The sequence below is a fragment of the Nocardia sp. NPDC003269 genome (assembly GCF_042888005.1).
Classification (GTDB): domain Bacteria; phylum Actinomycetota; class Actinomycetes; order Mycobacteriales; family Mycobacteriaceae; genus Nocardia.
The window spans coordinates 80,580-106,830 of sequence record NZ_JBIAPA010000007.1 but is presented as its reverse complement, the minus strand read 5'-3'; the positions used below and the strand labels follow the sequence as shown (position 1 = coordinate 106,830).

Annotated in this window: 25 protein-coding genes and 2 tRNA genes; 9 read left to right on the top strand and 18 right to left on the bottom strand. The window is 69.4% G+C overall.

What is annotated here, in order from left to right; all coding sequences use genetic code 11:
- Positions 1-53: 53 nt before the first annotated feature.
- The 16 genes from ACFYWJ_RS34195 to argS all read right to left on the bottom strand — a co-directional run bounded on the left by ACFYWJ_RS34195 (position 54) and on the right by argS (position 17,074).
- The gene (locus ACFYWJ_RS34195) at positions 54-866 is read right to left on the bottom strand and encodes a F0F1 ATP synthase subunit delta (RefSeq protein WP_355284659.1); all 813 of its coding nucleotides are present in this window, start codon (positions 864-866) and stop codon (positions 54-56) included.
- Positions 867-885: 19 nt separating this feature from the next.
- On the bottom strand, positions 886-1,443 hold the full coding sequence (locus ACFYWJ_RS34190; protein WP_355284656.1) for a F0F1 ATP synthase subunit B: 558 nt from the start codon (positions 1,441-1,443) through the stop codon (positions 886-888).
- 5 nt (positions 1,444-1,448) lie between these two features.
- The gene (locus tag ACFYWJ_RS34185; RefSeq protein WP_019045404.1) at positions 1,449-1,697 is read right to left on the bottom strand and encodes an ATP synthase F0 subunit C; all 249 of its coding nucleotides are present in this window, start codon (positions 1,695-1,697) and stop codon (positions 1,449-1,451) included.
- Between the two features lie 78 nt (positions 1,698-1,775).
- Entirely contained in the window at positions 1,776-2,630 is an 855-nt protein-coding gene (atpB, locus tag ACFYWJ_RS34180) for a F0F1 ATP synthase subunit A (protein WP_255588549.1), read from the bottom strand.
- Positions 2,631-2,917: 287 nt separating this feature from the next.
- Positions 2,918-3,376 (bottom strand): hypothetical protein, encoded by a 459-nt coding sequence (locus ACFYWJ_RS34175; RefSeq protein WP_355284651.1) that lies wholly within the window; start codon positions 3,374-3,376, stop codon positions 2,918-2,920.
- Positions 3,377-3,403: 27 nt separating this feature from the next.
- On the bottom strand, positions 3,404-4,534 hold the full coding sequence (locus tag ACFYWJ_RS34170) for an MraY family glycosyltransferase (RefSeq protein ID WP_355284649.1): 1,131 nt from the start codon (positions 4,532-4,534) through the stop codon (positions 3,404-3,406).
- A 13-nt stretch (positions 4,535-4,547) separates the two neighbouring features.
- Positions 4,548-5,213: an L-threonylcarbamoyladenylate synthase gene (locus ACFYWJ_RS34165; RefSeq protein WP_355284646.1), complete on the bottom strand. Its 666-nt coding sequence runs from the start codon at positions 5,211-5,213 to the stop codon at positions 4,548-4,550.
- 303 nt (positions 5,214-5,516) lie between these two features.
- The gene (gene prmC / locus ACFYWJ_RS34160; protein ID WP_355284643.1) at positions 5,517-6,413 is read right to left on the bottom strand and encodes a peptide chain release factor N(5)-glutamine methyltransferase; all 897 of its coding nucleotides are present in this window, start codon (positions 6,411-6,413) and stop codon (positions 5,517-5,519) included.
- 61 nt (positions 6,414-6,474) lie between these two features.
- Complete coding sequence (prfA, locus tag ACFYWJ_RS34155; RefSeq protein ID WP_355284640.1) at positions 6,475-7,545, bottom strand: peptide chain release factor 1; 1,071 nt, start codon at positions 7,543-7,545, stop codon at positions 6,475-6,477.
- 97 nt (positions 7,546-7,642) lie between these two features.
- Entirely contained in the window at positions 7,643-7,873 is a 231-nt protein-coding gene (gene rpmE / locus ACFYWJ_RS34150) for a 50S ribosomal protein L31 (protein WP_022567395.1), read from the bottom strand.
- A 215-nt stretch (positions 7,874-8,088) separates the two neighbouring features.
- Positions 8,089-10,140: a transcription termination factor Rho gene (gene rho / locus ACFYWJ_RS34145; RefSeq protein WP_355284636.1), complete on the bottom strand. Its 2,052-nt coding sequence runs from the start codon at positions 10,138-10,140 to the stop codon at positions 8,089-8,091.
- Between the two features lie 340 nt (positions 10,141-10,480).
- On the bottom strand, positions 10,481-11,407 hold the full coding sequence (gene thrB, locus ACFYWJ_RS34140) for a homoserine kinase (RefSeq protein WP_355284680.1): 927 nt from the start codon (positions 11,405-11,407) through the stop codon (positions 10,481-10,483).
- Between the two features lie 25 nt (positions 11,408-11,432).
- Positions 11,433-12,527: a threonine synthase gene (thrC, locus tag ACFYWJ_RS34135; protein WP_355284633.1), complete on the bottom strand. Its 1,095-nt coding sequence runs from the start codon at positions 12,525-12,527 to the stop codon at positions 11,433-11,435.
- On the bottom strand, positions 12,524-13,879 hold the full coding sequence (locus ACFYWJ_RS34130) for a homoserine dehydrogenase (RefSeq protein ID WP_355284630.1): 1,356 nt from the start codon (positions 13,877-13,879) through the stop codon (positions 12,524-12,526). The genes thrC and ACFYWJ_RS34130 overlap by 4 nt, the downstream gene beginning before the upstream one ends.
- The gene (gene lysA, locus ACFYWJ_RS34125; protein ID WP_355284627.1) at positions 13,876-15,297 is read right to left on the bottom strand and encodes a diaminopimelate decarboxylase; all 1,422 of its coding nucleotides are present in this window, start codon (positions 15,295-15,297) and stop codon (positions 13,876-13,878) included. Before lysA ends, ACFYWJ_RS34130 begins: the two co-directional genes overlap by 4 nt.
- A gap of 115 nt (positions 15,298-15,412) precedes the next feature.
- The gene (gene argS / locus ACFYWJ_RS34120; protein WP_355284624.1) at positions 15,413-17,074 is read right to left on the bottom strand and encodes an arginine--tRNA ligase; all 1,662 of its coding nucleotides are present in this window, start codon (positions 17,072-17,074) and stop codon (positions 15,413-15,415) included.
- Positions 17,075-17,163: 89 nt separating this feature from the next.
- Here argS and ACFYWJ_RS34115 point away from each other — a divergent pair, with 89 nt between their 5' ends.
- From ACFYWJ_RS34115 to ACFYWJ_RS34085, 7 genes are all read left to right on the top strand, one after another.
- Positions 17,164-18,063 (top strand): DUF3105 domain-containing protein, encoded by a 900-nt coding sequence (locus ACFYWJ_RS34115; RefSeq protein WP_355284621.1) that lies wholly within the window; start codon positions 17,164-17,166, stop codon positions 18,061-18,063.
- A complete protein-coding gene (locus tag ACFYWJ_RS34110) occupies positions 18,063-18,800 on the top strand; it encodes a DUF305 domain-containing protein (protein WP_355284618.1) in 738 nt (245 codons plus the stop codon). Before ACFYWJ_RS34115 ends, ACFYWJ_RS34110 begins: the two co-directional genes overlap by 1 nt.
- A 112-nt stretch (positions 18,801-18,912) precedes the next feature.
- Positions 18,913-18,985 (top strand) — tRNA-Arg (locus ACFYWJ_RS34105).
- Positions 18,986-19,095: 110 nt separating this feature from the next.
- Complete coding sequence (locus tag ACFYWJ_RS34100; RefSeq protein WP_355284615.1) at positions 19,096-19,710, top strand: hypothetical protein; 615 nt, start codon at positions 19,096-19,098, stop codon at positions 19,708-19,710.
- Positions 19,711-19,802: 92 nt separating this feature from the next.
- Complete coding sequence (locus ACFYWJ_RS34095; protein ID WP_355284612.1) at positions 19,803-20,825, top strand: iron ABC transporter substrate-binding protein; 1,023 nt, start codon at positions 19,803-19,805, stop codon at positions 20,823-20,825.
- Positions 20,826-22,382, top strand: a complete 1,557-nt coding sequence (locus ACFYWJ_RS34090) for an ABC transporter permease (RefSeq protein ID WP_387160353.1) — start codon at positions 20,826-20,828, stop codon at positions 22,380-22,382.
- A 58-nt stretch (positions 22,383-22,440) separates the two neighbouring features.
- Complete coding sequence (locus ACFYWJ_RS34085; protein ID WP_355284609.1) at positions 22,441-23,499, top strand: ABC transporter ATP-binding protein; 1,059 nt, start codon at positions 22,441-22,443, stop codon at positions 23,497-23,499.
- Positions 23,500-23,538: 39 nt separating this feature from the next.
- Here the strand turns inward: ACFYWJ_RS34085 and ACFYWJ_RS34080 are convergent.
- Positions 23,539-23,610 (bottom strand) — tRNA-Cys (locus tag ACFYWJ_RS34080).
- A 117-nt stretch (positions 23,611-23,727) separates the two neighbouring features.
- On the opposite strand from ACFYWJ_RS34080, the gene ACFYWJ_RS34075 reads away from it, so the two are divergent.
- Positions 23,728-24,315 (top strand): MarR family transcriptional regulator, encoded by a 588-nt coding sequence (locus ACFYWJ_RS34075; RefSeq protein WP_355284606.1) that lies wholly within the window; start codon positions 23,728-23,730, stop codon positions 24,313-24,315.
- 25 nt (positions 24,316-24,340) lie between these two features.
- Positions 24,341-25,405, top strand: coding sequence for a hypothetical protein (locus ACFYWJ_RS34070; RefSeq protein ID WP_365011093.1), 1,065 nt, complete (start codon positions 24,341-24,343; stop codon positions 25,403-25,405).
- On the opposite strand, the gene ACFYWJ_RS34065 is transcribed toward ACFYWJ_RS34070, so the two are convergent.
- Complete coding sequence (locus ACFYWJ_RS34065) at positions 25,402-26,196, bottom strand: enoyl-CoA hydratase (protein ID WP_355283512.1); 795 nt, start codon at positions 26,194-26,196, stop codon at positions 25,402-25,404. The two genes, ACFYWJ_RS34070 and ACFYWJ_RS34065, sit on opposite strands and share 4 nt — an antisense overlap.
- Positions 26,197-26,251: the final 55 nt, after the last annotated feature.

The window sequence follows — 26,251 nt, the reverse complement described above, 5'->3', positions numbered from 1 at the left end:
GTTCCTGCTCTCGCTGTGGTCTCGAATGTCGGGGGTTGGAGTAGAGCTGCTGGCTAGGACAGCGCCCGGCGCAGCTTCTCCAGTCGGCCGGTGGCGCTGCCGTCGATGACGTCGTCTCCGACGCGCACGACGACGCCGCTCAGCAGCGTCGGGTCGACCTGCACGTGCACGGTGACCGCCTTGCCGTAGATCCGCTGCAGGGAAGCCGAGAGCTTCTCCTTCTGCTGATCCGACAGTTCGACCGCGGCATGCGCGTGGGCGACGATCTGGTCACGACGGGCCGCCGCCAGATCGGACAGGGCGCCGAAGGCGACGCCGATGTTGTTGGTCCGCAGTCGGGTCACCGCCTGCTCGGCCAGCGTCAGGGTGATCGGCTCGGCCTTGCCGGTCAGCAGCCGCTCGATCAGCACCCGCCGCGCCGCGGCGGGCTTGCCCTGATCGGACAGTGCCTGCTCCAGCTCCGGGTTGTCGGCGATGATGCGACCGAGCCGGAACAGCTCGTCCTCCACCGCTTCCAGCCGGCCGCCGTCGGCAGCGGACTCCAGCAGAGCCTCCTGCCCGAGCAGCACCAGGGTGTCGACCAGATCGCGGGTGCGCGACCAGTTCTGGGCCACCGCGGTGGTCAGCACTGCCTGCGTGGCAGCGCTGACCTTGCCGCCGAAGATCCGCTCACTGAGTTCAGCGCGCGCCGAACCCGGCACCGACACGTCCGCGAGCGCCACACGCAGCGAACGCTGGTCGTCCAGCACGGCGACAACGGCGAACAGTTCCGACCCCGTTGTGGCCGCAACAGTTTCGCTTCCGGTCAGAGCGGCCCGAAGCGCCTCCCGAGACCGGGAGCTGGCCTCGCGGCTCGCTGCGTACATGCTTCTCACTTTCGCGTCGTTACCTTCCGGCCCCGATGGCGGTGGTGTCGTCGAGTTCGCTGAGGAACTTGTCGATCGACGCCGCCTGCTTGGCCTCGTCCGAGACAGACTGGCCGATGATCTTCTCGGCCAGGTCGACAGCCGTGCGGCCGACCTCGGAGCGCAGCTCGGTCAGGATCTGCTGGCGCTGGGCTTCCAGCTGGGAGTGACCGGCGGCGACGATACGGTCGCTTTCGGCCTGGGCGTCCGCGCGCATCTGCGCGAGGATCTGCTGACCCTGGGTGCGCGCATCCTCGCGGATACGTGCGGCCTCGAGCCGGGCGTCGGCAAGCTGCTGCTGGTACTGCTGCAGCGTCTGCTGTGCCTCTTCCTGAGCGGCTGCGGCCCTGGCGATACCGCCTTCGATCTTGTCGGCACGCTCATCGAGTGTCTTGGTCACACGCGGGATCACGTATTTCCAGAAGAGCACGCCGATGATGGCGACGCAGACGATCGACCAGACGATGTCGTACGTTTCGGGAATGAGAGGATTCACATCCTCTCCCCCTTCGGCAGCGAGCGTGATGAGTTCGCGCATCGGAATCAGAAGATGAAGCCGGCGACGAGGCCGATCAGCGCCAGGGCCTCGGTGAACGCGATACCGAGGAACATGTTGGTCCGGATCTGGCCGGCCAGCTCGGGCTGACGGGCGAAGCCCTCGATGGCCTTACCGACGACGATACCCACGCCGATGCCGGGGCCGATCGCGGCGAGACCGTAGCCGATGGCGCCGAAGCCCTTGAAGGTGCTCTCGGTGGTCGCGGCTTCCTGGGCCAGGTAAGCGAGGCTCATGAGTCTTCTTTCCCTTTCTGTTGCTCACCCGCCGGTCGGCGTGTGTAGCAGGTTTGGCAGTACTGGTGTGGATTCAGGTCAGTGGTCGGCGGCGTGCTGCGCGAGGCTGATGTACACCGCGGTCAGCAGGGCGAAGACATACGCCTGCAGGAAGATGACCAGCAGCTCGAACAGCGTGAAGCCGATGCCTGCCAGCAGCGAGAAGGGCGTGAAGACCTTCATCCACGCGGTGGCATCGAAGAGGAAGAACCAGGTGGCGCTGAAGAACAGCACCAGCATGATGTGGCCCGCCAGCATGTTGGCCATGAGTCGGACGGTCAGCGTGAACGGCCGCAGGATGAAGGTCGAGACGAACTCGATCGGGATCAGCAGCACGTGCAGCGCGGGCGGCACATCGGGAACGACGATGCTCGACCGCATGTACTTGAAGAAGCCGTACTTGCGGATACCCACGTAGTTGAACGCGATGTAGGCGATCGCCGCCAGCACCAGCGGCATGCCGACTCGTGCATTCGACGAGATGTTCAGGAACGGAACAATGCTGGAGAAGTTCAGGAACAGAACCGTGAAGAAGATCGTCGCGATCAGCGGGAGGAACCGCTTACCGGTTTCCTTGCCGAGTACCTCGTCGGCGATCTGCTCCTTGACGAAAACCACGGCGGTTTCCATCACGTTCTGCAGGCCGCGGGGCACGATCTTCGGCGAGCGGAAAGCCAGCACGAAGACGAGCACCACAACGGCGGTCATCAGCAGCCGGATCAGCATCAGGCGGTCGAGTTCGAACGGCGTACCCTCGAACAGCACTGCTGGAGGGAAGAAGTCGGACAGCGATGGCGCGTGGAACTCGCCCGCCGCCAAAGTGATGACGCTCAGCGTTCTCTCCCGTGTTCGGGCCGCGGGTACGACGGTCATTCCCGCGGTTCGATCGGACATTGACGATCAATGGGGTCGACTCTGGTCGGCTCGAAATTCGACAGTTGCTCGTACGGTGTAACGCGTATCGGCTTCTGTTCGGGCGTCGGCGACATCGTCGACATGCTTCAACCGGGCACATTCCACCCGGATCGGCAGTAAGCATAGCGGCACCGGGCAGGATCTTGGCGATCCCCCCTGGTAACCCGAGGCATTGCCCCGAGTCATCCTGGGCAGCGCCTCCAGCTTGGGTGCTTGCTTACCAACACTTTACCAAGCTATCTACGACAGTGTGTAGCTGGGTGGGATTATTCCTGCTCGGAAGCCGTTTCGTCGTCTCCCGCGCGTGTCGTGACATACGGAACCTTCACGCTCACAACGCCGTACGTCTCGGCGCCGAGCACGATCAGCAGGGCGCCGACCACGGTGAAGAACAGCGTGGGCCTGCTGTAGAAGTCGAACTGGTTGAGCACACCGACGATCACCAGCGCGATCAGCAGCTTGCCGACCCAGCTGACCAGCATGACCAGGCCCGCCGTGCTCGGCGGCAGCTTGGCGCCGAGCAGCACGGCCACCACGGTGGTGAGGATGAATCCGCCACCGATGGCCGCGCCGAGCAGCGCGCCCCACAGGCCCGGCATCCCGGCCACCGCGGTGCCGATCGCCACCGAGACGACCACGAGGACACCGAGCCCGATCAGGCCGTAGCGCAGCGCGGTGCGCAGGGGGGCGTCGGGGCCTGGCACGGGGTTCGGAGTAAAGCTCACGGCCGGTACTTTACCTTCGGCCACTTCTCAGTGGTTGGCCGACTCCACCCGGCGCATCGATGGGATCGCGGTCACTACCAGGGCGAACACCAATCCACCCGCCACCAGCAGCACCACCAGCCGCCGATCCATCAGCGAGGTACCGACCGCGCCGAAGGCGAGCACGCCGACCCACAAATAGATCAACAGCACAACGCGTCGCTGAGAATGTCCGATCTGTAGCAATCGGTGATGAAGATGCATTTTGTCCGGTGTGGAGAAACTCACCCCGGCGCGCACGCGGCGCACGATCGCCAGCAACAGATCGAGCACCGGAATGAACATCACCGCACCCACCAACAGCAGCGGCGAGAGCAAACCCACAATGTCGCGCGGGCCGTAGCCCTGCAGCGGAATTCGGCCGGAGGCGCCGGTGGAAACCGCGGCCAGCATCAATCCGATCATCATCGAGCCGGAATCGCCCATGAAGATTCGGGCCGGCGAGAAATTGTGCGGCAGAAATCCGAGGCACGCGCCGGCCAGCGCGGCGGCCAGCAACGCGGGCGGATAGGTGTCGACCGAACCGCCCTGGTCGTAGAGCAAACCGACGGAGAACACGAAAACGGCGCCAGCGCAGATCAAGCCGAGGCCGGCGGCGAGGCCGTCCAGGCCGTCGACGAAGTTCATCGCGTTCACCAGCGTGACGGTGATGCCCACCGTCACCAGGCCGCCCTGCAGCGCGTCGAGGACGACGGTGGTGTCGTTGAACGGGTCGTAGATCACATACCAGCTCAGGCCCATCACGGCCATCACGCCCGCGGCGGTCACCTGCCCGGCGAATTTGGTGAGCGCGTCCAGGCCCCAGCGGTCGTCGACGATGCCGACCAGCACGATGATGGTCGCCGCGACCAGCACCGCCGGAATATCGGGCGCGTAGTCGAAACCGCGCCGCAGTGCGGGCAATTGGTGTGCGAACAAGACCGCGGCGACCACGCCGACATACATGCCGACACCGCCCATCCGCGGAATCGGCGTCACGTGCACATCGCGCTCACGCGGAATCGCGACCGCGCCGAACGCGATGGCGAGTACCCGGATGCCGCCGGTGGCCAGAAAGGTCACCGTGGCGGAGACGAGCAGCACGAGCACCAGCTCGCGCAGGGGAACGACCGTGCTCATCGGATGCGTGCGATCACCGCTGCGCGGGGCTGCTCAGGGCATCCGGCGCCATGCCGAGGACCTCCGCGATATCGGCCACCGCCACCGCACCTTCCCGCAACACCCGCGGCTGATCCGCGGTCAGATCGACGATCGTGGAGGCCAGCGCGTGCTCGGCCGGGCCACCGTCGAGATACACACTCGCCAGCGAACCCAGCTGCTCGCGCGCCTGCTCGACGGTGCTGGCCGGGGGCTGCCCCGACACATTGGCGCTCGACACGGCCAGCGGGCCGACCTCACGCAGCAGTTCCAGCGCCACCGGATGCAGCGGCATCCGCAGCATCACCGTGCCGCGGGTATCGCCCAGGTCCCAGGCCAGCGAGGGCGCGGCCTGCACGACCAGGCTCAGCGCACCCGGCCAGAACGCCCGGATCAGCTCGCGCGCCTGCGGGCGCACCGAGAACACCAGTCCATCGATGGTGTGCCACGACCCGACGAGCACGGGGACGGGCATGTCGCGACCGCGGCGCTTGGCCGCCAGCAGCGAGCCGACCGCGTCGGAATCGAACGCGTCGGCCGCGAGGCCGTACAGCGTATCGGTGGGCATCACGACCAGCCGACCGGATTTCAGCGCGCTGGTGGCGGCGGTGAGGCCCGCGGCCCGAGACGCCGATTCAGCACAGTCGTAGACGGTACTCACGCTACATTCGCCTCTCCGCGATTCTGCCGGTCGTCGGGTGGGCGACAATGTTTCCGCCGCTGCCCCGGGTCTCGCCGTCATCGGGGTGCGGCAAGCTGTCGGGGTCCCACGATTCTCGCCGGTCTTCGGTGTGCGGCAAGAGTCTAGCTCCCGCGTCACCGTTCACCTGCGCGGGGACTTTCCGAGGGTCCGGCGGGTGGCTCGGCACGGCCGCGCGACCAGCGCGTTCGCGGAATGCTGAGAATGTGCTGGTACCGCCGGGTCGCGGAGCGCGAGGCGGGGGCGCGACCGTATGCCGGCACGTCAGGGTTTGCTGGGCGCCGCCGCGACGACGAAGCGGGGCTTGCCCGCGAGGTCCGGATGCTCGACGACGTCGACCAGACCGGCCGCCGTCAGCGCGGCCGCGACGCCCCCGCCGTTGGTGTCGTCGTGTTCGATCGCGGTACCGCCGCCAGGACGCAGCAGGCGGGCGATGGTGGGGACCATCGCGCGGATGACGTCGAGGCCGTCCGGGCCACCGAAGAGGGCGCGGTGCGGATCGTGGTCGGCGACCTCGGGGTCGAGGACCGCGGCCTCGGGAATGTAGGGCGGGTTCGACACCACCAGGTCGACGCGGCCGGACAGGTCGGTGAGCAGCGCCGGGTCGGTGACGTCGTCGGCGTACAGGGTGATCGGGGTGTCGCCGTCGGCGATGCGATCGTCGGCATTGCGGCGAGCCCAGGTCAGCGCGTCGGGATCGAGTTCGACGGCGTGGACCTGCGCGTCGGGCCGGGCGTGCGCGAGGGCCAGGGCCAGCGCGCCCGACCCGGTGCACAGGTCGACGACGATCGGCGCGTGGTCGTGCGGCAGCGTCTCCAGCCGGGCCAGCGCCCAGGCGAACAGCAGCTCGGTCTCCGGGCGCGGCACGAAGACGCCGGGCCCGACGGCGAGGTCGATCTCGCCCATCGCGGCCGTTCCGGTCAAGTGCTGCAGCGGGATTCGCGCGGACCGCCGGTCTACCAGCTCGGCGAAGCGGGCGGCTTCGGCGGGCTCGATCATCGGGTGCAGCGCCAGCCGCATCCGGTCGACCCCGAGCACGTGCGCGGCCAGGTTCTCCGCATCCGGCAGAGGCGAGGCCACGTCCGCCGCGGCCAGCCGCCCGGCGGCCTCGACGATCAGCGGACGCAGCCGGACCCGTTCGGTCACCGCGTGGTCCGGCATGCGCGAGCGTCCTGTGTGGTGACGCGGGTTGCCCGAGCCGGGCGCTGAGCGCTCATGCCGGTTATTCGGCGGCCATGCGGGCGTCGCGGTCGGCCTTGCCGAGCGCGTCGAGCAGCGCGTCCATGTCACCGTCGAGGACGGCGTCGAGGTTGTGCGCCTTGAAGCCGATGCGGTGATCGGCGATCCGGTTCTCCGGGAAGTTGTAGGTGCGGATGCGCTCGGAGCGGTCCACCGTGCGGATCTGGCTGGCGCGACCGGCCGCGGCCTCCTGCTCGGCCTGTTCCTCGGCCAGCGCCTGCAGGCGGGCGGCGAGCACCTGCATCGCACGCGCCTTGTTCTGCAGCTGCGAGCGCTCGTTCTGGCAGGTCACCACGATGCCGGAGGGCAGGTGGGTGATGCGGACCGCGGAGTCGGTGGTGTTGACGCCCTGACCGCCCTTGCCGGAGGACCGGTAGACGTCGATGCGCAGGTCGGTCTCGTCGATCTGCACCTGCTCGACCTCGTCGGGCTCGGGGTAGATCAGCACGCCGGCGGCCGAGGTGTGGATGCGGCCCTGCGATTCGGTCACCGGCACCCGCTGCACCCGGTGCACGCCGCCCTCGAACTTGAAGCGCGACCACACGCCGTCGCGGGCCGCGTCCTTGCTCTTGATCGACAGCGTCGCGTCCTTGTAGCCGCCCAGGTCGGAATAGGTGACGTCGAGCGTCTCCACCTTCCAGCCGTGCCGCTCGGCGTAGCGGATGTACATGCGGGCCAGGTCGGCGGCGAACAGCGCCGATTCCTCGCCGCCCTCGCCGGACTTCACCTCGAGCACCACGTCGTCGCCGTCGTGCGGGTCACGCGGGGCGAGCAGATCGGCCAGCGCCTGCTCGAGCTCCACCAGCTGGGTCTCCAGGCCGGGCACCTCGGCGGCGAACGCGGCGTCGTCGGCGGCCAGCTCACGGGCAGCCTCGAGATCGTCGCGCACCGACTCGAGCTTGCGGTAGGTCGACATCACCGGCGCCAGCTCGGCGAACCGCTTACCCACCCGCCGGGCCGCGCCCGCGTCGTTGTGCAACGCCGGATCGGCCAGCTGCGTCTCCAGGCCTGCGTACTCGGCCAGAATGTCGTCGATGGCGGACGGCTGCGTCACGTGTGCTTCCTTATGTGCGGTGCGGGCGGGATCGGGTCGGGCGAGAAACCACCGACGCCCGGCCTGCGAAAGCAGAACCGGGCGTCGGGTGAGGCAACTAGCTGGCGTCGGCCTTCTTGCCCGCGCGCTTGCCGTAGCGAGCCTCGAAGCGAGCGACGCGGCCGCCGGTGTCGAGGATCTTCTGCTTGCCGGTGTAGAACGGGTGGCACTGCGAGCAGACCTCGACGGTGATCTGGCCGGACTCCTTGGTGGAGCGAGTCTGGAAGGTGTTGCCGCAACCACACACGACGGTGGTGTCGACATACGTGGGGTGGATTCCTGCCTTCATGGGCGTCCTCTCGATAATGGTCGCCGGGTCGTACACCGCTGGAGCGCGGGATACGTGAACCGGAACCGACTAGGCGGGATGTCTGCGAACTCGCAGACACACAGCGATCCAGTATGCCAGACCTGGCCGCACCCTCCGAAAACACCCCCGGCCCCCGGTTTGTTCCTGGCCGGGAAACGCAGCGGGGGCCCCGCCGAAGCGGGGCCCCCGTCGCGTCACTCGTCGAGCGCGCCCGGTGCGGTCTTGGAGACCGTCATCAGGAACTCGAGGTTGTTCTTGGACTTGCGCAGCCGATCCATCAGCAGATCGATCGCCTGGTGCGAGTCCAGGCCCGAGAGCACCCGGCGCAGCTTGTGCACCACGGCCATCTCGTCGGGCGACATCAGCAGCTCGTCGTGGCGGGTGCTGGACGGGTTGATGTCCACCGCGGGGAACACGCGCCGCTCGGCGATCTTGCGATCGAGCTTGAGCTCGGCGTTGCCGGTGCCCTTGAACTCCTCGAAGATCACCGTGTCACCGGTGGAGCCGGTCTCGACCATCGCCGTGGCGATGATGGTGAGCGAGCCACCGTTCTCGATGTTGCGCGCCGCGCCGAGGAACCGCTTGGGCGGGTACAGCGCGGTCGAGTCGACACCACCGGAGAGGATGCGGCCCGAGGCGGGCGAGGAGTTGTTGTACGCACGGCCCAATCGGGTGATCGAGTCGAGCAGCACCACAACGTCTTTGCCCATCTCCACCAGGCGCTTGGCCCGCTCGATGGCGAGCTCGGCGACCGAGGTGTGGTCGGCCGGCGGCCGGTCGAAGGTGGAGGCGATGACCTCACCCTTCACCGAACGCTGCATGTCGGTGACCTCTTCGGGACGCTCGTCGACCAGCACGACCATGAGGTAGCACTCGGGGTTGTTGACCGAGATCGCGTTGGCGATGTCCTGCATGATCGTGGTCTTACCCGCCTTGGGCGGGGACACGATCAGCGCGCGCTGGCCCTTGCCGATCGGCATGATCAGGTCGATCACACGCGTGGTCAGCTTGTTCTGGGTGGTCTCCAGGCGCAGCCGCTGATTCGGGTACAGCGGGGTGAGCTTCTGGAAGTCGGGACGACGCTTGGCCGCCTCCACCTCACCGCCGTTGACGGTGTCCAGGCGGACCAGCGGGTCGAACTTCTGGCGCTGGTTGCTCTGCTCGCCGTCGCGCGGGGCGCGCACCGCGCCGGTGATCGCGTCACCGCGGCGCAGGCCGTTCTTGCGCACGAGGTTCATCGAGACGTACACGTCGTTCGGGCCGGCCAGGTAGCCGGAGGTCCGCACGAACGCGTAGTTGTCGAGGACGTCCAGGATGCCGGCGACCGGCTGCAGGACGTCGTCCTCGCGGATCTCGAAATCGCGGGCCTCGCCGCCGCCACCACCGGTGCCACCGTCGCGGTCACGACCACGACGACGCTCACGGAACCGGCGACCCCGGCGGCCGCGGCCGCCTTCCTCGTCGTCGCCACCGCGGTCGTCGCGGGGACCGCGATTACCGGCGTTGCCGTTCTGGTTCTGGTTGCGCTCGTTCTGGTTGCGCTCACCACGGTCGCCACCGGCGCGTTCGCCCCGGTCGCCGCCGTTGCGCTCGCCACGCTCACGCCTGCGCTCGCCCTGCTCGCCGCCCTCGGCCTTGTCGGCCTGCTTGGTCTCCTCGGCGCGGTTCTCGGCCTGGGCGTTCTCGCCACCACCGGAACGGGCCTGGTCACGGCCACGACGCTGCCTGCCACGGCCACGCTGACCGCCCTCGCGACCGGAATCCTCGGTCGACTCGGCGGTCTTGGACTCGGCCGTCCCCTGCTCGGCCGGGGCCTGCTCGGTCACGACGGCGGCGGCCTGCTTCTCGGCGGGCTCGGCCTTGTCGGCCTTGGCCGGCTTGTCGGCCTTCGCGGGCGCCTCGGTCTTGGGCGCTTCGGCCTTGGCGGGCACCTCGCTCTTGGCGGCGGGCGCGTCGGCCGTCACGGCGGCGGCCTCGGCGGGCTTACCCGCCTTCGCAGGCGCTCCGGCCTGATTCTCCTTGATAGCGGCGATGAGATCGCCCTTGCGCATACCGGAGGTGCCTCGGATACCGAGCTCCCCCGCCAATGCGCGCAACTGCGGCAACAGCATTCCAGTCAGCCCCGATCGTGCGACGTCGGTGTGTTCGCTCATTTTCGAAATCTGTCCGGATTCACTTTCGCGGCCGCCCGAGTTCGTAGGGTTGGATTCCACCCCGGGTGTCGCGAGCAGGTCCGTATCTGTCACGGAAATCCTTTCCTTCCCTCGAATGCCGTGTGCTGAATCGAGGGTTCGTTCCGTAGACCCGGCACCCTGTGCCGAGCTCGGATTATGCGTCCGACCGGACGCCTGTGCCGTACTACCCGCCCCGCCGGACCGGAGGCTTCGCCACCAGAAGACAGTGGTGAGGAGAGATCATTCCAGTTGAGCGGCTTCTCGGCGTCGCAGCACCTCCATGGTGTGGAGGCTCGAGCCTGGAGCCTGCTGGAGCGATTGCCCTGATGAAGCACCGGCGTCTGATGCGCACGATGTACGGACTTGCACAGAATAGCTGCCAATTGCGAACAACGGCAAGGCAGGCACGCCGTCAGTCGATCACGACGCCGTCGGCAATGCCCGGTTCGACCACCCGCAGCCCATCGGATTCCGCCTGTTTGCGCAGGTCAGCGGGGAAATCACCGGTCGCGAGCGCCAAGATCGTCGGGCCTGCGCCGGAAACGGTGGCCGGAATACCCGCGGCCCGCAGCCGCTCGATCCAGGCCGTGGACAGCGGTAGCGCGGGAGCACGCTGGGTCTGATGCAGCCGGTCCGCGGTGGCGGGCATCAGCAGATCGGGGCGCTCGGTGAGCGCGACGACGGCCAGCGCCGCCCGGCTCACATTGAACGCGGCGTCGCCGTGCGGCACCTGCTCGGGCAGCAGCCCGCGGGTGTGCGCGGTGGACGAGCGTTCCTGCGGGATCAGCACCACCGGGCGCAGCGTCGCGGCCGGGGTCAACCGCACGGCCCGGTAGGCGCGATTCTGCTCGGCATCGGATTCGGTCCACGACACGACGATTCCGCCGAGCACGCTGGCGGCGGCGTTGTCGGGGTGACCCTCGAACTCCGAGGCCAGCTGCACCAGCTGATCGGCGCCGAGGCGCAGGTCCGGATCGAACTTGGCCGCCAGCCCGGCGCCGGCGGCCAGGCCACCGACCACGGCCGAGGCGCTGGAGCCGAGGCCGCGCGAGTGCGGAATCACGTTGCGGCACACCACGTCGAGACCGTCGGCCCAGACGCCGAGCGATTCCAGCCCGCGCTCGATCGCCCGCACCACCAGATGCGTTGGGCCCCACGGCACGTCGTCGGCGCCCTCACCCTCGACCCGGATCTCGAGACCCGATTCGGTGGTTCGCACCACGATCTCGTCGTAGAGACCCAATGCCATTCCCAGGCAATCGAATCCGGGACCGAGGTTGGCCGTGGACGCGGGAACGCGCACCGTCACCTCGAGACCGGCGGGCAGGGTGGCCGTCATCAGCCTGCTCTCGCGTGCGCTCAACTCAGGCCAGCTCGAGTTCGTGGGCGATCGCCACCGGGTCGACAGCGATCGGCTTGACCTCGGGCATCCCGGCCAGCGCGTTGTCGGGGTCCTTCAGACCGTTACCGGTCACCGTGCAGACCACCGTCAGACCCGAATCCAGCCAGCCCTCCGCGCGAGCGGCCAGCAGACCTGCCACACTCGCGGCCGATGCCGGCTCGACGAACACACCCTCGGTCGCGGCGACCAGGCGGTACGCGGCCAGGATCTCCTCGTCGGTGGCCGCGCGGAACGCGCCACCGGACTGCTCCTTGGCCTCCATCGCCCCGTTCCACGACGCCGGAGCGCCGATCCGGATGGCGGTGGCCACGGTCTCCGGGTCCTTCACCGGCGCGCCGTTGACCAGCGGCGCCGCACCCGCGGCCTGCACACCGAGCATCCGCGGCAGCACCGAGGTGACACCGTCGGCGTGGTACTCGCGGTATCCACGCCAGTAGGCGGTGATGTTGCCCGCGTTGCCCACCGGCAGCACGTGCACATCGGGCGCCTTGCCCAGCACATCGCAGATCTCGAACGACGCGGTCTTCTGGCCCTCGATCCGCGCCGGGTTCACCGAGTTCACCAGGCCGACCTCGGGGAAATCCGAGGTGACCTTGCGGGCCAGCTCGAGACAGTCGTCGAAGTTGCCCTCGACCTGGATGATCTTCGCACCGAGCATCACGGCCTGGGCCAGCTTGCCCATCGCGATCTTGCCCTGCGGGATCAGCACCGCGCACTCCATGCCCGCGCGGGTCGCGTAGGCGGCGGCCGAGGCCGAGGTGTTGCCCGTCGACGCGCACAGCACGGCCTTCTGGCCGCGGTACTTCGCGTCGGTCATCGCCATCGTCATACCGCGGTCCTTGAACGAACCGGTCGGGTTGGCACCCTCGACCTTGAGGTACACCTCGCACCCGGTCAGCTCGGACAGATGCGTCGCGGGGACCAGCGGGGTCCCGCCCTCGAACAGGGTGACCGGCTCCCAATCGGCCGCACCGGCCAGCCGGTCGCGGTAGGCCGCGATCAGACCCGGCCAGCGCGAATGCACGCCGAGCTGGGGGGCGATGCCAGTGGTGCTCATGATTCTTCGGTGCCTTCCAGTCTGAGAACGCTGGTCACGGAGGTGACGGAGTCCATGTCCGCCAATGCCGCGACAGTATCGGCCAGCGAGGACTCCACCGCATGGTGGGTGACGACCACGAGCCGGGCGCCGTCGCCGTGACCCTGCTGACGCACGGTGGAGATGCTCACCCCGTGCTTGGCGAAGGTGTCGGCCACCGCGGCGAGCACGCCGGGCCGGTCCGCCACCTGCAGGTTCACGTGGTAGCGGGTGGGGGTGTCCCCGATCGGCGCGATCGGCAGCTCAGCATAGACCGACTCGCCGGGAGCGCGGCCACCGTAGAACTTGTTACGCGCGGCCATCACCAGGTCGCCGAGCACGGCCGAGGCGGTCGGCGCGCCACCGGCGCCCTGACCGTAGAACATCAGCCTACCGGCGTTGTCGGCCTCGACGACGACGGCGTTGAACGCACCGTTGACCGAGGCCAGCGGGTGCTTGCGCGGGATGAGCGCCGGGTACACGCGCACCGAGACGCGGTCCTTGCCGCCCTCGGCGGAGGTGGGCTCGCCCGGACCGGCCGCCACCCGCTCGCAGATGGCGAGCAGCTTCACGGTGCAGCCGACGGCCGAGGCGGTCTCCAGGTCCTCGGCGGTGATCTTGGAGATGCCCTCGCGGTACACATCGGCCGCGGTCACCCGGGTGTGGAAGGCCAGCGAGGCCAGGATGGCGGCCTTGGCGGCGGCGTCGAAGCCCTCGACGTCGGCGGTGGGGTCGGCCTCGGCGTAGCCCAGGTCGGTGGCCTCGGCGAGCACGTCGTCGTAGGCGGCGCCGGTCTCGTCCATCGCGGAGAGGATGAAGTTGGTGGTGCCGTTGACGATGCCGACCACGCGGTTCACCCGGTCACCCGACAGCGACTGGATCAGCGGCCGGACCACCGGGATCGCGCCGGCGACGGCGGCCTCGAAGTACAGGTCGGCGCGGCTGCGCTCGGCGGCCGCGGCCAGCTCACCGGTGTAGTCGGCCAGCAGCGCCTTGTTGGCGGTGACGACGGACTTGCCCCCGCTCAGGGCGGCGCCGATCAGCGCGCGGGCCGGATCGATCCCGCCCATGACCTCGACCACCAGGTCGACGTCGTCACGGGCGACCAGCGCCTCGGCGTCGGTGGTGAGCAGTTCGGCGGGCAGACCGCGGTCCTTGCCCAGGTCGCGCACGGCGACGCCGCGCAGCACCAGCGGCGCCCCGACCCGCGAGCGCAGGTCCTCGGCGTGGTCGCGCAGCACGCGGACGACCTCGGTACCCACGGTGCCCATGCCGAGCACGGCGACACCCAGCGGGCGCCCCGCATCCTTGGTCCCGTTGTTCACCACGGTCATCCTTCCACCTCCAGGCTGAGCAGGTCCGCCACCGTTTCCCGGCGCAGAATCAGTCGCGCCACACCGTCACGCACCGCGACCACGGCGGGCCGGGTGAGCTGGTTGTAGCGGCTCGACATCGAATAGCAGTACGCGCCGGTCGCCGCGACGGCAACCAGGTCACCGGGGCCCGCGTCGGCGGGCATCCAGGTGTCACGAATGACGATATCGCCACTCTCGCAATGCTTTCCGACCACGCGCGCGACGACGGCGTGCGCGTCCGACGAGCGCGAGACCAGACGGCAATCGTAGTCGGCCTGGTACAGCGCGGGACGGATATTGTCGCTCATGCCGCCGTCGACGCTGACGTAGCGGCGGCGCGCGCCGCCGTCGAGCTCGACGTCCTTGATGGTGCCGACCTCGTACAGCGTGACGGTACCCGGGCCCGCGATGGCGCGACCCGGCTCGACGGCGATGGTCGGCTCGGGCAGCCCGGCGCGGGCGGCCTCGGCGGCGACCAGGCCGCGCAGGTTGGCGGCGAACTCGTCCAGCGGCGGCGGGTTGTCGCTCGGCAGGTACGAGATACCGAGGCCGCCGCCCAGATCCAGGGTGGAGATCTGCGCGGTGCGCTCGATACCGAACTTGTCGATGGCCTCACGGAGCAGGCCGAGCATCCGGCGCGCGGCGATCTCGAAGCCGTCGAGCTCGAAGATCTGCGAGCCGATGTGGCTGTGCAGGCCGACCAGGCGCAGGTTGTCGGCCTCGAAGACCCGGGCCAGCGCCTCCATGGCGTCGCCACCGGCGATCGAGAAGCCGAACTTCTGGTCCTCGTGCGCGGTGGAGATGTACTCGTGGGTGTGCGCCTCGACGCCGACGGTGACCCGGACCAGCACGTCCTGGACCACGCCCGCCGCACCGGCGACCGCCTCGAGCCGCTCGATCTCGTAGAGCGAGTCGACGACCACGTGGCCGACGCCCGCCGCGACCGCGGTCTCCAGCTCGGGCACCGACTTGTTGTTGCCGTGCAGCGCGATGCGCTCGGCCGGGAAACCGGCGTGCAGCGCGATGGCCAGCTCACCGCCGGAGCAGACGTCCAGCGACAGGCCCTCGTCGCGGATCCAGCGCGCGATCTCACCGCACAGGAACGCCTTGGAGGCGTAGTGCACGCGGGCGTTGGGCCCGAACGCGCGCACCATGTCGCGGCAGCGGGAGCGGAAGTCGTCCTCGTCGACGACGAACAGCGGCGTGCCGTACTGCTGCGCCAGCTCGGTGACCGGCACTCCCGCGACGCGGACGACGCCGTCCTCGCCCCTGGTGGCGTTGCGCGGCCACACGTTGGCGGGGAGGTCGATCATCTCGCTGGGATCGGTCGGGCGCTCGGCCAGGCTCGGGGCGTGCGGGATCTCTGCGTGCCGGGGACCGGCCGGGTGTGCACTCATGACTGCACCTCGCTGGCGCTCGGCTCCGTCACGAGCGCACAGTGCGCAGGGCTGTTGGTTCGTTCGCTGCGCTCTCTCACGCGGGGTGCGTCCTTCCTGAAAAGCTTGCCGGTGGTCACATGCGCTCCGGTGCGCTGACGCCGAGCAGGGCCAGGCCGTTGGCCAGCACCTGACGGGTGGCCTTGACCAGTTCGAGCCGGGCGGCATTGAGGGGGGTGACGGCGTCGTCGCCCTTGGGCAGCACGCGCATGTCGTCGTCGGACTGGAACGGGTGGTAGACCCCGGCCAGTTCCTCGAGGTAGCGGGCGACGCGGTGCGGTTCGCGGGTCTCCGCCGCGGTGGCGACCACGCGCGGGAAATCACCGAGGGTGCGGATCAGATCGCCCTCGCGCGCCGAGGTCATCAGCGCGAAATCCGGTGCGATGGTGGCGAACTCGGGGTACTTCGCGGCGTTGCCGAGAATGCTGTTGGTCCGCGAGTGCGCGTACTGCACGTAGTAGACCGGGTTCTCGCTGCTGGCCTTGGTCCACAGGTCGAGGTCGATGTCGATGCTCGAGTTCACCGAGGAGCGCACCAGCGAGTAGCGGGCGGCGTCGACGCCGATCTGCTCGACCAGGTCGTTGAGCGTCACCACGGTGCCCGCCCGCTTGCTCATCTTCACGGCCTGGCCGTCCCTGACCAGGTTCACCATCTGCCCGATCAGCACCTCGACGGTGTCGGGGTTGTCGCCGAAGGCGGCCGCGGCGGCCTTCAACCGGCCGATGTAGCCGTGGTGGTCGGCGCCGAGCATGTAGATGGCCAGGTCGAAGCCACGCGCGCGCTTGTTCTGGAAGTAGGCGATGTCACCGGCGATGTAGGCGGCGTTGCCGTCGCTCTTGAGGACGACGCGGTCCTTGTCGTCGCCGTACTCGGTGGAGGCGATCCACCAGGCGCCGTCCTTCTCGTACAGGTTGCCCGAGTTCTTGAGCTGCTCGACGGCGGACTCGACGGCACCGGAGGCGAACAGCTCGCTCTCGTTGAAGTACACGTCGAAGTCGGTGCCGAAGTCGTGCAGATCCTGCTTGATCTGGGCGAACATCTGCTGCACACCCTCGCGCCGGAACAGCTCGTGCCGCTCGTCGGCGGGCAGGGTGAGCGCCTCGGGGTGCGCGGCGACGATGCTCGCGCTGATCTCGGAGATGTACTCGCCCGCGTACCCGTCCTCGGGGGTCGGCTCGCCGAGCGCGGCCGCGACCAGCGACTTCGCGAAGCGGTCGATCTGCGCGCCGTGGTCGTTGAAGTAGTACTCCCTGGTCACGTCGGCGCCCTCGGCGGCCAGGATGCGGCCCAGCGCGTCACCGACCGAGGCCCAGCGGGTGCCACCGAGGTGCACGGGACCGGTGGGGTTGGCGGAGACGAACTCGAGGTTGATCTTGGTGCCGGACAGCGCGGAGCCGGTACCGAACTTCGCGCCGGCGGCCAGGATCTGCGCGACGATCGCGCCCTGCGCCGAGGCGGCGAGGCGGATGTTCAGGAAGCCGGGACCTGCGACGTCGGCCACATCGATGCCGTCGGTCGCCGAGAGCGCCTCGGCCAGCCAGCCCGCGAGTTCGCGCGGATTGGTTCCCACCCGCTTGGCCACCTGCATGGCCACATTCGTGGCATAGTCGCCGTGTTCGGGGTTGCGCGGACGCTCCACTGTGACCTGCTCGGGCAGGACCGACGAGTCCAGTCCGCGTTCGACAAGCACCTTCGCGGCGGTGGTGCGAAGGAGATCTGCAAGGTCAGCTGGAGTCACGAGTCTCTATCCTATTGGCTGGGCGCCTCGCAACCACGACCGCCCGGTACGAACGTCCCGATCCACACGTCGAAAGAGCACAACGAGCGATGCCGAGCAGGACCAGCGCCACATCAGCCAAGGCCGTCCGGGCCGCGGGGAAGTCGTCTCCGTCCCGCAAACCCGGCAAGGGCAACCTTCCGCACAAGAAGCGCGACGTGCCATGGGCCCTGCTGGGCGCCGGTGTCGCGATCGTCGCGCTGATCGGTCTGCTGGCCTACAGCCTGGTGCCCAAGTACCTCGACCAGGCCGCGATCCGGGAAGCCCAGACCGATCTCAAGGAATGGGTGCCCACCAAGGAGAACCAGGACCCGTCGGCGAAGATCGCCGGCGTCGTCAAGCAGGAGTACCCGGCCGGTCTGCACGTGACCGCCGCCCAGCGCGTCGCCTATGACAAGGCGCCCGCCTACGGCGGCCCGCACGACGGCGCGTGGGCCAACTGCACCGGCACCGTCTACGCCAAGCCGATCCGGATGGAGAACGCGGTCCACTCGCTCGAGCACGGCGCGGTCTGGATCGCCTACAACCCGGACAAGGTCGACGCGGCGGGCGTGGAGAAGCTGTCGAACTTCGTCAAGGGCCGCCAGTACTCGCTGATGTCGCCGTACCCCGGCCTCGACGCGCCGATCTCGCTGCAGTCGTGGGGTCACCAGCTCAAGCTCGACTCCGCCGACGACGCGCGGATCAAGCAGTTCATCTCCGCGCTGCGCGAGAACCCGTACGCCTACCCCGAGGTCGGCGCGAGCTGCTCGAACCCGATCTTCGACGCCAACAACCCGCCGCCGTTCGATCCGGCGCCGTACGGCCCCGAGGCCGTGCCGATGGACGGCAAGGGCCTGACCCAGGACCAGTCCGAGCTGGGCGCGGGCGCGGGCCTGCCCGGCGGCGCCGGTCTGCCGGGTCTGCCCGAGGGCTTCCCGATGCCGGGCACCCAGCCCGCGGGCCAGTAGTGGGTACCGACAGCGCGGTCGACCCCGACGACACCGCCGCCGAGCCGGGCGACACCGCGACGGGCGCGCGCCGCCCGGCCGGGGCGATCCTCGTGCTCGGCGCGATCGGCCTGCTGCTGCTGGGCGCCGTGGCGGGCGTGCTGTTGCGGATGCCGCTGAACGAGGCCGATACTCCGGCGCCGGGCCCTGTCGACGTGGGGTTCAGCCAGGACATGTCGGCCCATCACGCGCAGGCCGTCGACATGGCGGGCGCGGCGCTGATCGGCTCGACCGACAACGACGTGCGCAGGCTCGCCTACGACATCCTCACCACCCAGCAGAACCAGATCGGCCGCATGCAGGGCTGGTTGCAGCTGTGGGGCCAGCCGAACCAGAACGTGGACGGCTACATGGGCTGGATGACCGGGCACGGCGCGGGCGCGCACGGCCACGGCGGCGCGACCGCCACCGAGCACGCGATGTCGGGCCCGATGACGTCGATGCCCGGCATGGCCAGCCAGGAGGAGATGACCACGCTGCGGCAGTCCACCGGTGCCGCCATGGACACCCTGTTCCTGCAGCTCATGCTGCGCCACCACCAGGGCGGTGTGCCGATGCTCGACTACGCCGCCGAGCACGCCGACACCACCGAGGTGCGCACCCTGGCGGCCCAGATGTCGAAGACCCAGGCGGGTGAGTCCCAGCTGATGGAGAGCATGCTGGCCGCCCGCGGCGCCAGCCCGCTCCCGCTGAGCTGACCCGGGTGCCGGACCGGGTCAACCGCCCGGTCCGGCACCGTTTTTGGCGCACCGCACTCGATGCGATACGCTGTCGCTGCCCGATCGCCTCACCGCGACCGGCATCTATCCCGCCCTCGTAGCTCAGGGGATAGAGCGTCTGCCTCCGGAGCAGAAGGCCGCAGGTTCGAATCCTGCCGAGGGCACCTTTCGAGGCCCCGTCCGTTCGGTCGGGGCCTCGTTCGTTTGAATCAGGTTGTTCACGCACGGTTCCACAGGTTTCGGGGCCTCGCCCCGATGACATCAGGAGCGAGGCTTGACGAATCCGCCAGAAGGTCAGCAGCCGCCGTTCGGGCAGCAGCCGCCCGGAATGCCCTCCGGGCCGCCCGGATACCCGCACGCCGGGTTCGGGCCGGGACAGACACCACCGCCGCCGGGATCGCCGGATGTGTTCCCGCCGCAGCAGCAGCCGCCGAAGAAGAGCCGGACCGGGTTGTTCATCGCGCTCGGCGTGGTCGCGCTGGTCGTGATCGGCGCGCTGATCACCGGGGTGGTGTTGACGGTGCAGGGGCGCACACCGCTGGCCTCGGACGAGAAGAAGATCGAGGTCGCGATCCGCGATTTCTACGACACCCTCGACTCGGACGGTTTCATCGCGGCCGCGGCGCTGGCCTGCGCGGCCGATCGGTCCGAGATCGACAACCTGTCCCCCGAGCAGCGCCAGCAGTTCGATTCCGCGACGGTCTCGGTGACCATCGACAAGGTCGAGGACATCGTCATCACCGGCGACACCGCCAAGGCGACGGTGGTCGGCAAGCTGACGCTCTCGGTCGCGGGCGAGGAGCCCAACACCGAGGACAGCACCGAGGAGCACCTGAAGAAGGAAGACGGCACCTGGAAGATCTGCTCGGCGCCCGCCACCAAACACTGACGGAACGGTAACCCGATCCGCGCACGTCAGGCGGGGTATCTTCCTTAGGTAAGCCTCATCACAGGATGGGGACCCTGTGTGGAAGGACGCCGATGACGTCGCGAAGTTGGAAACCCCTGGCCGGGCTGATGGCGATCGCGGTGGCGGCGCTCGGTGTCAGCGCGTGCTCGTCCTCCTCGGGCGACGCCGACGAGATCACCGTCTACAACGCCCAGCACGAGTCCCTCACCAAGGAGTGGGCCGCGGCGTTCACCGCGGAGACCGGGATCAAGGTCGTCCTGCGGCAGGGTGGCGACACCGCCCTCGGCAACCAGCTGGTCGCCGAGGGCGCCAACTCCCCCGCCGACGCCTTCCTCACCGAGAACTCCCCGGCCATGGCCCTCGTCGAGAACGCGGGCCTGTTCGCCGACGTCGACAAGGCCACGCTGGACCAGGTGCCCGCCCAATACCGCCCGTCGACCGGCAAGTGGACCGGCGTCGCGGCCCGCGCCACCGTGTTCGTCTACAACAAGGACAAGCTGCCCACCGCGGGCCTGCCCGCCTCGCTGCTCGACCTGGCGCAGCCGCAGTGGAAGGGCCGCTGGGGCGCGGGCACCTCGGGCGCCGACTTCCAGGCGATCGTCGCGGGCCTGCTCGCGCTGAAGGGCGAGGACGTCACCCGCTCCTGGCTGCAGGGCATGAAGGCCAACGCGACCTCGCTGCAGAACAATGTCGCGACCATGAAGGCGGTGAACTCGGGCAACCCCGAGGGCGGCGTGATCTACCACTACTACTGGTACCGCGACCAGGCCAACACCAAGGAGGGCAGCGCCAACACCGCGCTGCACTACTTCAAGAACCAGGATCCCGGCGCCTTCGTCAGCGTGTCCGGCGGCGGCGTGCTGAAGTCGAGCGAGAAGCAGGAGGCCGCGCAGAAGTTCCTGGCCTACATCACCGGTAAACGGGGCCAGGAGATCCTGCGCGACGGCACCTCGATGGAGTACCCGGTGGCGAGCGATGTCGCCGCCAACCCCGCGCTGCCGCCACTGGCCGACCTGCAGGCCCCCGCGATCGATCCGAGCAAGCTCGATTCGAAGAAGGTCACCCAGCTGATGACCGAGGCGGGACTGCTGTAGGTGGCCCTGCGGACCGCATCGACGACAACACCCCGGGTCGGCAGGCCCGGGGTGTTCGTCACGCTCGTCGCGCTGGCGCTGACGGCGGCGACGTTCATCCCGCTGGGCTACATCGTCTCGGTGCTGTTCGACACCGGCTTGCGCGCGGCCGCCGAGCTGGTGTTCCGGCCCCGGGTCGGCGAATTGCTCACCAACACCATCGCTTTGGTGGTGTGGACGGTGCCGGTGTGTGTGGCGCTCGGGGTCGGGCTGGCCTGGCTGGTCGAGCGCACCGACGTGCCGGGCCGGGCGTGGTGGGGTCCGGTGCTGGTCGCGCCGCTGGCGGTGCCCGCGTTCGTCAACAGCTACGGCTGGGTGAGCGTGTTCCCGTCGATGTACGGACTGTCGGCGGCGGTCATCGTGGCCACGATGTCGTACTTCCCGCTGGTGTACCTGCCCGTGGCGGCCACGCTGCGCAGGCTCGATCCGGCGATCGAGGAATCGGCGCGCGCGCTCGGATCCGGTCCGGTGGAGGTGTTCTGGCGCATCGTCGTCCCGCAGTTGCGGTTGGCGATCCTGGGCGGCGCGCTCCTGATCGGCCTGCATCTGCTCGCCGAGTACGGCGCGTTCGTGATGCTGCGCTACGACACGTTCACCACCGCGATCTTCGAGCAGTACCAGAGCAGTTTCGCCGGACCGGCGGGCAGCATGCTGGCCGGTGTGCTCGTCCTGTGCTGTCTGGCCCTGCTCGGCGGCGAGGCGCTGCTGCGTGGCAACGCGCGCTACGCCAGGCTCGGCGGCGGCGCCCAGCGCGCGGCACGCCCGATCATGTTGGGCTGGTGGCGGATTCCGCTGTTCGGTGTGCTGGTCGCGGTGGTCGTCGGCGCGCTGGGTGTGCCGCTGTGGACGATCGGGCGCTGGCTGTGGCTGGGCGGCGCGGCGGTGTGGGATACCGAGGTGATCGGGCGGGCACTGGGCCAGACCATCGGCCTGGCCGCGGCCGCCGCGCTGATCACCACGCTGTGCGCGTTTCCCGTCGCGTGGATCGCGGTGCGCTCGACCAGCCGGTTCGCCCGGGTGATCGAGGGCGCGAACTACATCACCAGCTCGCTGCCCGGGATCGTGATCGCGCTCGCGCTGGTGACGGTCACCATCCGCTGGGCCCCGCCGCTCTATCAGACGGTGACGCTGGTGGTCATCGCCTACGCGCTGATGTTCCTGCCCCGCGCGCTGGTGAGCGTGCGGGCCGGGCTGGCGCAGGTGCCGGTCGGGCTGGAGGAGGTGTCGCGCTCGCTGGGCGAGTCGGCCTCGGCCACGTTCTTCCGGGTGACCCTGCGGATGACCGCGCCCGCCGCCGCCTCGGCCGCGGCACTGGTGTTCGTCGCCGTGTCCACCGAGCTCACCGCGACACTCTTGCTGGCGCCCAACGGAACTCGCACGCTGGCCATGCAGTTCTGGGGCCTGTCGGGCGAACTCGACTACGCCGCCGCCGCACCGTACGCGCTGATCATGATCGTCGCCGCGATCCCGGTGACCTACGTGCTGTTCACCCAGTCCAGAAAGGCGGCCGGGGTATGAGCGAGGCGGCAGCGTGCGTGACCGCGGCGGGCGTCCGCGCAGACCGAAAGGACACAGCATGAGTCGGCTTCTCGTGCAAGCGGTCTCGAAGACGTTCGGGCCGACCCGGGTGCTCGACCACATCGATCTCGACGTCCCCGACGGCACCGCCGCGGCGGTCGTCGGTGCGTCGGGCTGCGGCAAGACGACCCTGCTCCGGGTGATCGCGGGCTTCGAGGCACCCGATACCGGCACCGTGCGGCTCGGCACGGAAACCGTTGTGCGCCAGGATGTCTGCTTGCCGCCGCAGCGCAGGCGGATCGGCTACGTCGCGCAGGACGGTGCGCTGTTCCCGCATCTGAGCGTCGCCGACAACATCGCCTACGGCCTGCACACCGGCTGGCGCGGCCTGGGCGAGCGGCTGCGCCGCCACCGCGACCGCGACCGCGTGGCCGAACTGCTGGCGATGGTGTCGCTGGATCCCGGGTACGCCGATCGCACACCGCATCAGCTCTCCGGCGGTCAGCAACAGCGGGTGGCGCTGGCGCGGGCGCTGGCCCGCAAGCCCGATCTGATGCTGCTCGACGAGCCCTTCAGCGCCCTCGACACCGGCCTGCGCGCCACCACCCGGCAGGCGGTGGCCGACACCCTGCGCGCCGCGGGCATGACCAGCATCCTGGTCACCCACGATCAGGAGGAAGCCCTCAGCTTCGCCGCGCAGGTGGCGGTCATGCGCGAGGGCCGGTTCACCCAGGTGGGCCCGCCCGAGCAGGTCTATCACCACCCGGCCGACCTGTTCACCGCCCGTTTCCTCGGCGACTGCATTCTGCTCGACGCGCTCTGCGAGGCCGATGTCGCCAAATCCGCGCTCGGCCCGGTTCCGGTCCAGCGCGACGCCCCCACCGGCGAGACCACCCTGATGCTGCGGCCCGAGCAACTCACCGCCGAGGTCGTCACCGCCGAGCACAGCGGGACGGTGTCCGAGGTCGACTTCCGCGGGCCCGATGTCCTGCTGACCATCGACCTCGTCGAGGGCGCGGGCACCGTCACGGTCCGCCGCACCGGCATCGCGGCACCGGCGCGCGGAGATCGCGTCCGCCTGACCGTGCGGGGCACCGGGACGGCCTACGCGAAATAGGCGCCCCACCCGGGTGGGTGGAGCGCCTGTTCCGATCAGAGCGAGCGGCGGGAATTGAACCCGCGTAAACGGCTTTGCAGACCGTTGCCTCAACCACTCAGCCACGCCCGCCTCGTCCTAGAGAGTGCCCGGTTCGACCGGTGTTGCCCAGAGTTGCGCTCGCCGTGAGCGAAATGCCGTCGCGCCGACTGGGCGGCAGCGACCTGGCCCTATGCGATGATCAATGCCATGTCTCGGCCACGACCGCTTCCGCATGACCCGATCGCCGAAGCGCACCGGCAATGGACCGGGCACGGCTGGGGCGCGGTGGCCGACGGAATGGCCGCGGTGACGTCGCTGGTGCGGGCGCAGCAGATCGTCATGGCCAGGGTCGACGAGGCGCTGAAACCCTCGGGCCTGACCTTCTCCCGCTACGAACTGCTGCAACTGCTCAGTTTCAGCAAGACCGGCGCGCTGCCCATGGCCAAGGCCAGCGCGCGTCTGCAGGTGCATCCGACCAGCGTGACCAATACCGTGGACCGGCTCGAGGCGGCCGGCCTGGTGGTCCGGGTGCCGCATCCGAGCGACCGGCGCGCGACGCTGATCGAAATCACCGACGCGGGAAGGACATCGGTGGCCGAGGCGACCGCGGCCCTCAACGCCCAGGTGTTCGCCGAGCCCGGCCTGCCGCCGGACCGGATCCGCGCCCTGCTGACCCTGCTCGCCGAGTTCCGGCACGAGGCGGGCGACTACGAGGTTCCCGACACGGAAAACCTCGCATTCCACGCGACCTGGCAACCGACCGGCGAATCACCGGCCGACCCGCTTGGCAGCTAGCGGAAATTGGTCCACGATGTAGCCCATGGTGCTGGTCCTGGGGGTATCGGCGGGTGCGGGTGGTGCCCGCGCCGTGCTGACCCACTCCGATCAGCCGCATCTGCCCCCGGTGGACCGGCTCCGGCTACCGCGCAGGGCGGGCGGCTCGGTCGACGAGGCGGTGTTGTCGGTGATCCGAAGGATGCGGGTCGCGGCACTGGCGCGCGGCGAGTGTGTCACCGCGACGGCGGTCACCTGCCGCAGCGAGGCGCACGCCGACGCGATCCGGGCGGCGATCGGTAGGTCCGAGGTCGGCATCGTCGACGAACCGCTCGCGCAGCTGCGCTATCTGCGCTTCACCGGGATGCTGCCCGACTGCGAGTCGGTGATCCTCTACGACCTGGGCTGCTCGGGTCTCACTGTCACCCATGCCGATTGCCGCACCGACACGATCCTGGCCAGCAGGCGCAGCACGGTCCTGAGCGGCGACGGCTACGACGCGCTGCTGCGCTGGCAGCTCGCCCGCGGCGGCGTGCTGGCCGACGCGCGCACCACCAGGGCGCATCGCGAGTCGCTGAGCCGAGCCAGGGTGGTGACGGCGACCGACGCGGACACCGGCGGTCGCGCCGTGGTGACCCGCAGCGATCTGGCCGAGCTATGCGAGGCGGGGCTGCATCATTCGGCGTCGTTCGTGCGTCAGCTGGTCGAGGAGACGGGCGTGCGGCCGGGCGCGCTGGTGCTGCTCGGCGGGTGCACCCGCAATCCCTCGCTGCGCGCCGATCTGGCCCAGCGCATCGGGCTGCCGATCGTCTACGACCCCGAGCCGGACTACGTCTCCGCGCGCGGTGCGGTCCTGCTGGCCGCGCAGCGCCCACCGGCCCGGCTGCGCATGCCGCGCCTGCGGGCGGGCAGCGCGGTGGTCGCGCGCGAGACCCGGCCCCGGCCGGGCAGGCGAAAACTCATCGCCGCGATGGCGGTGACGGCCACGCTCGGCGGCACGGTCGCCGGCCTGCTCGGCACCGACGACCCGTCGGCGCGGTCCCCCGAACCGGGAACCGCGCCGACGACTGCCCAGCTCACCGACGGTTCGCTGCGGCTGAAACAGAACTAGCTGTTGGTGAAGTTCGGCGCGCGCTTCTCGACGAAGGCGGCCATGCCTTCCTTCTGATCATCGGTGGCGAACAGCGAGTGGAACACCCGGCGCTCGAACAGCACGCCCTCGGTCAGCGTGGTCTCGAAGGCCCGGTTGACGGCTTCCTTGGCGATCATCGCGACCGGCAGCGACATCGAGGCGATGGTCTGGGCGGTCTCGAGCGCGGCGTCGAGCAGCTGGTCGGCGGGCACGATCCGGGACACCAGCCCGGCGCGCTCGGCTTCCTCGACGCCGAGGGTGCGGCCGGTCAGGATGAGATCCATGGCCTTGGCCTTGCCGACCGCGCGGGTCAGCCGCTGCGAGCCGCCGATGCCGGGGATCACGCCGAGCTTGATCTCGGGCTGACCGAACTTGGCGGTGTCGGCGGCGATCAGGATGTCGCACAGCATCGCCAGCTCACAGCCACCGCCGAGGGCGAAGCCCGCGACCGCCGCGATGGTCGGCTTGCGGAAGTTGGCCAGTCGATCCCAGCCCGCGAAGGCGTTGGCCGAGAACATGTCCATGTAGGACTTGTCGGCCATCTCCTTGATGTCGGCGCCCGCCGCGAAGGCCTTCTCCGAACCGGTGATGACGACCGCGCCGATGGAGTCGTCGTTCTCCAGCTCGTCGAGCGCGGCGATGACGTCCTCGAGGACCTGCGCGTTGAGAGCGTTGAGCGCCTTGGGCCGGTTCAGCGTGATCCAGCCGACCGCGCCCTTGCCCTCGCCGCCGCCCTTGCGCTCCAGCAGAATCGTCTCGAAATCGGTCACCAGGCACCCTCTTGTTCTTCAGTGGTCACGGATGGTGCAGACGATACCGAGCCAG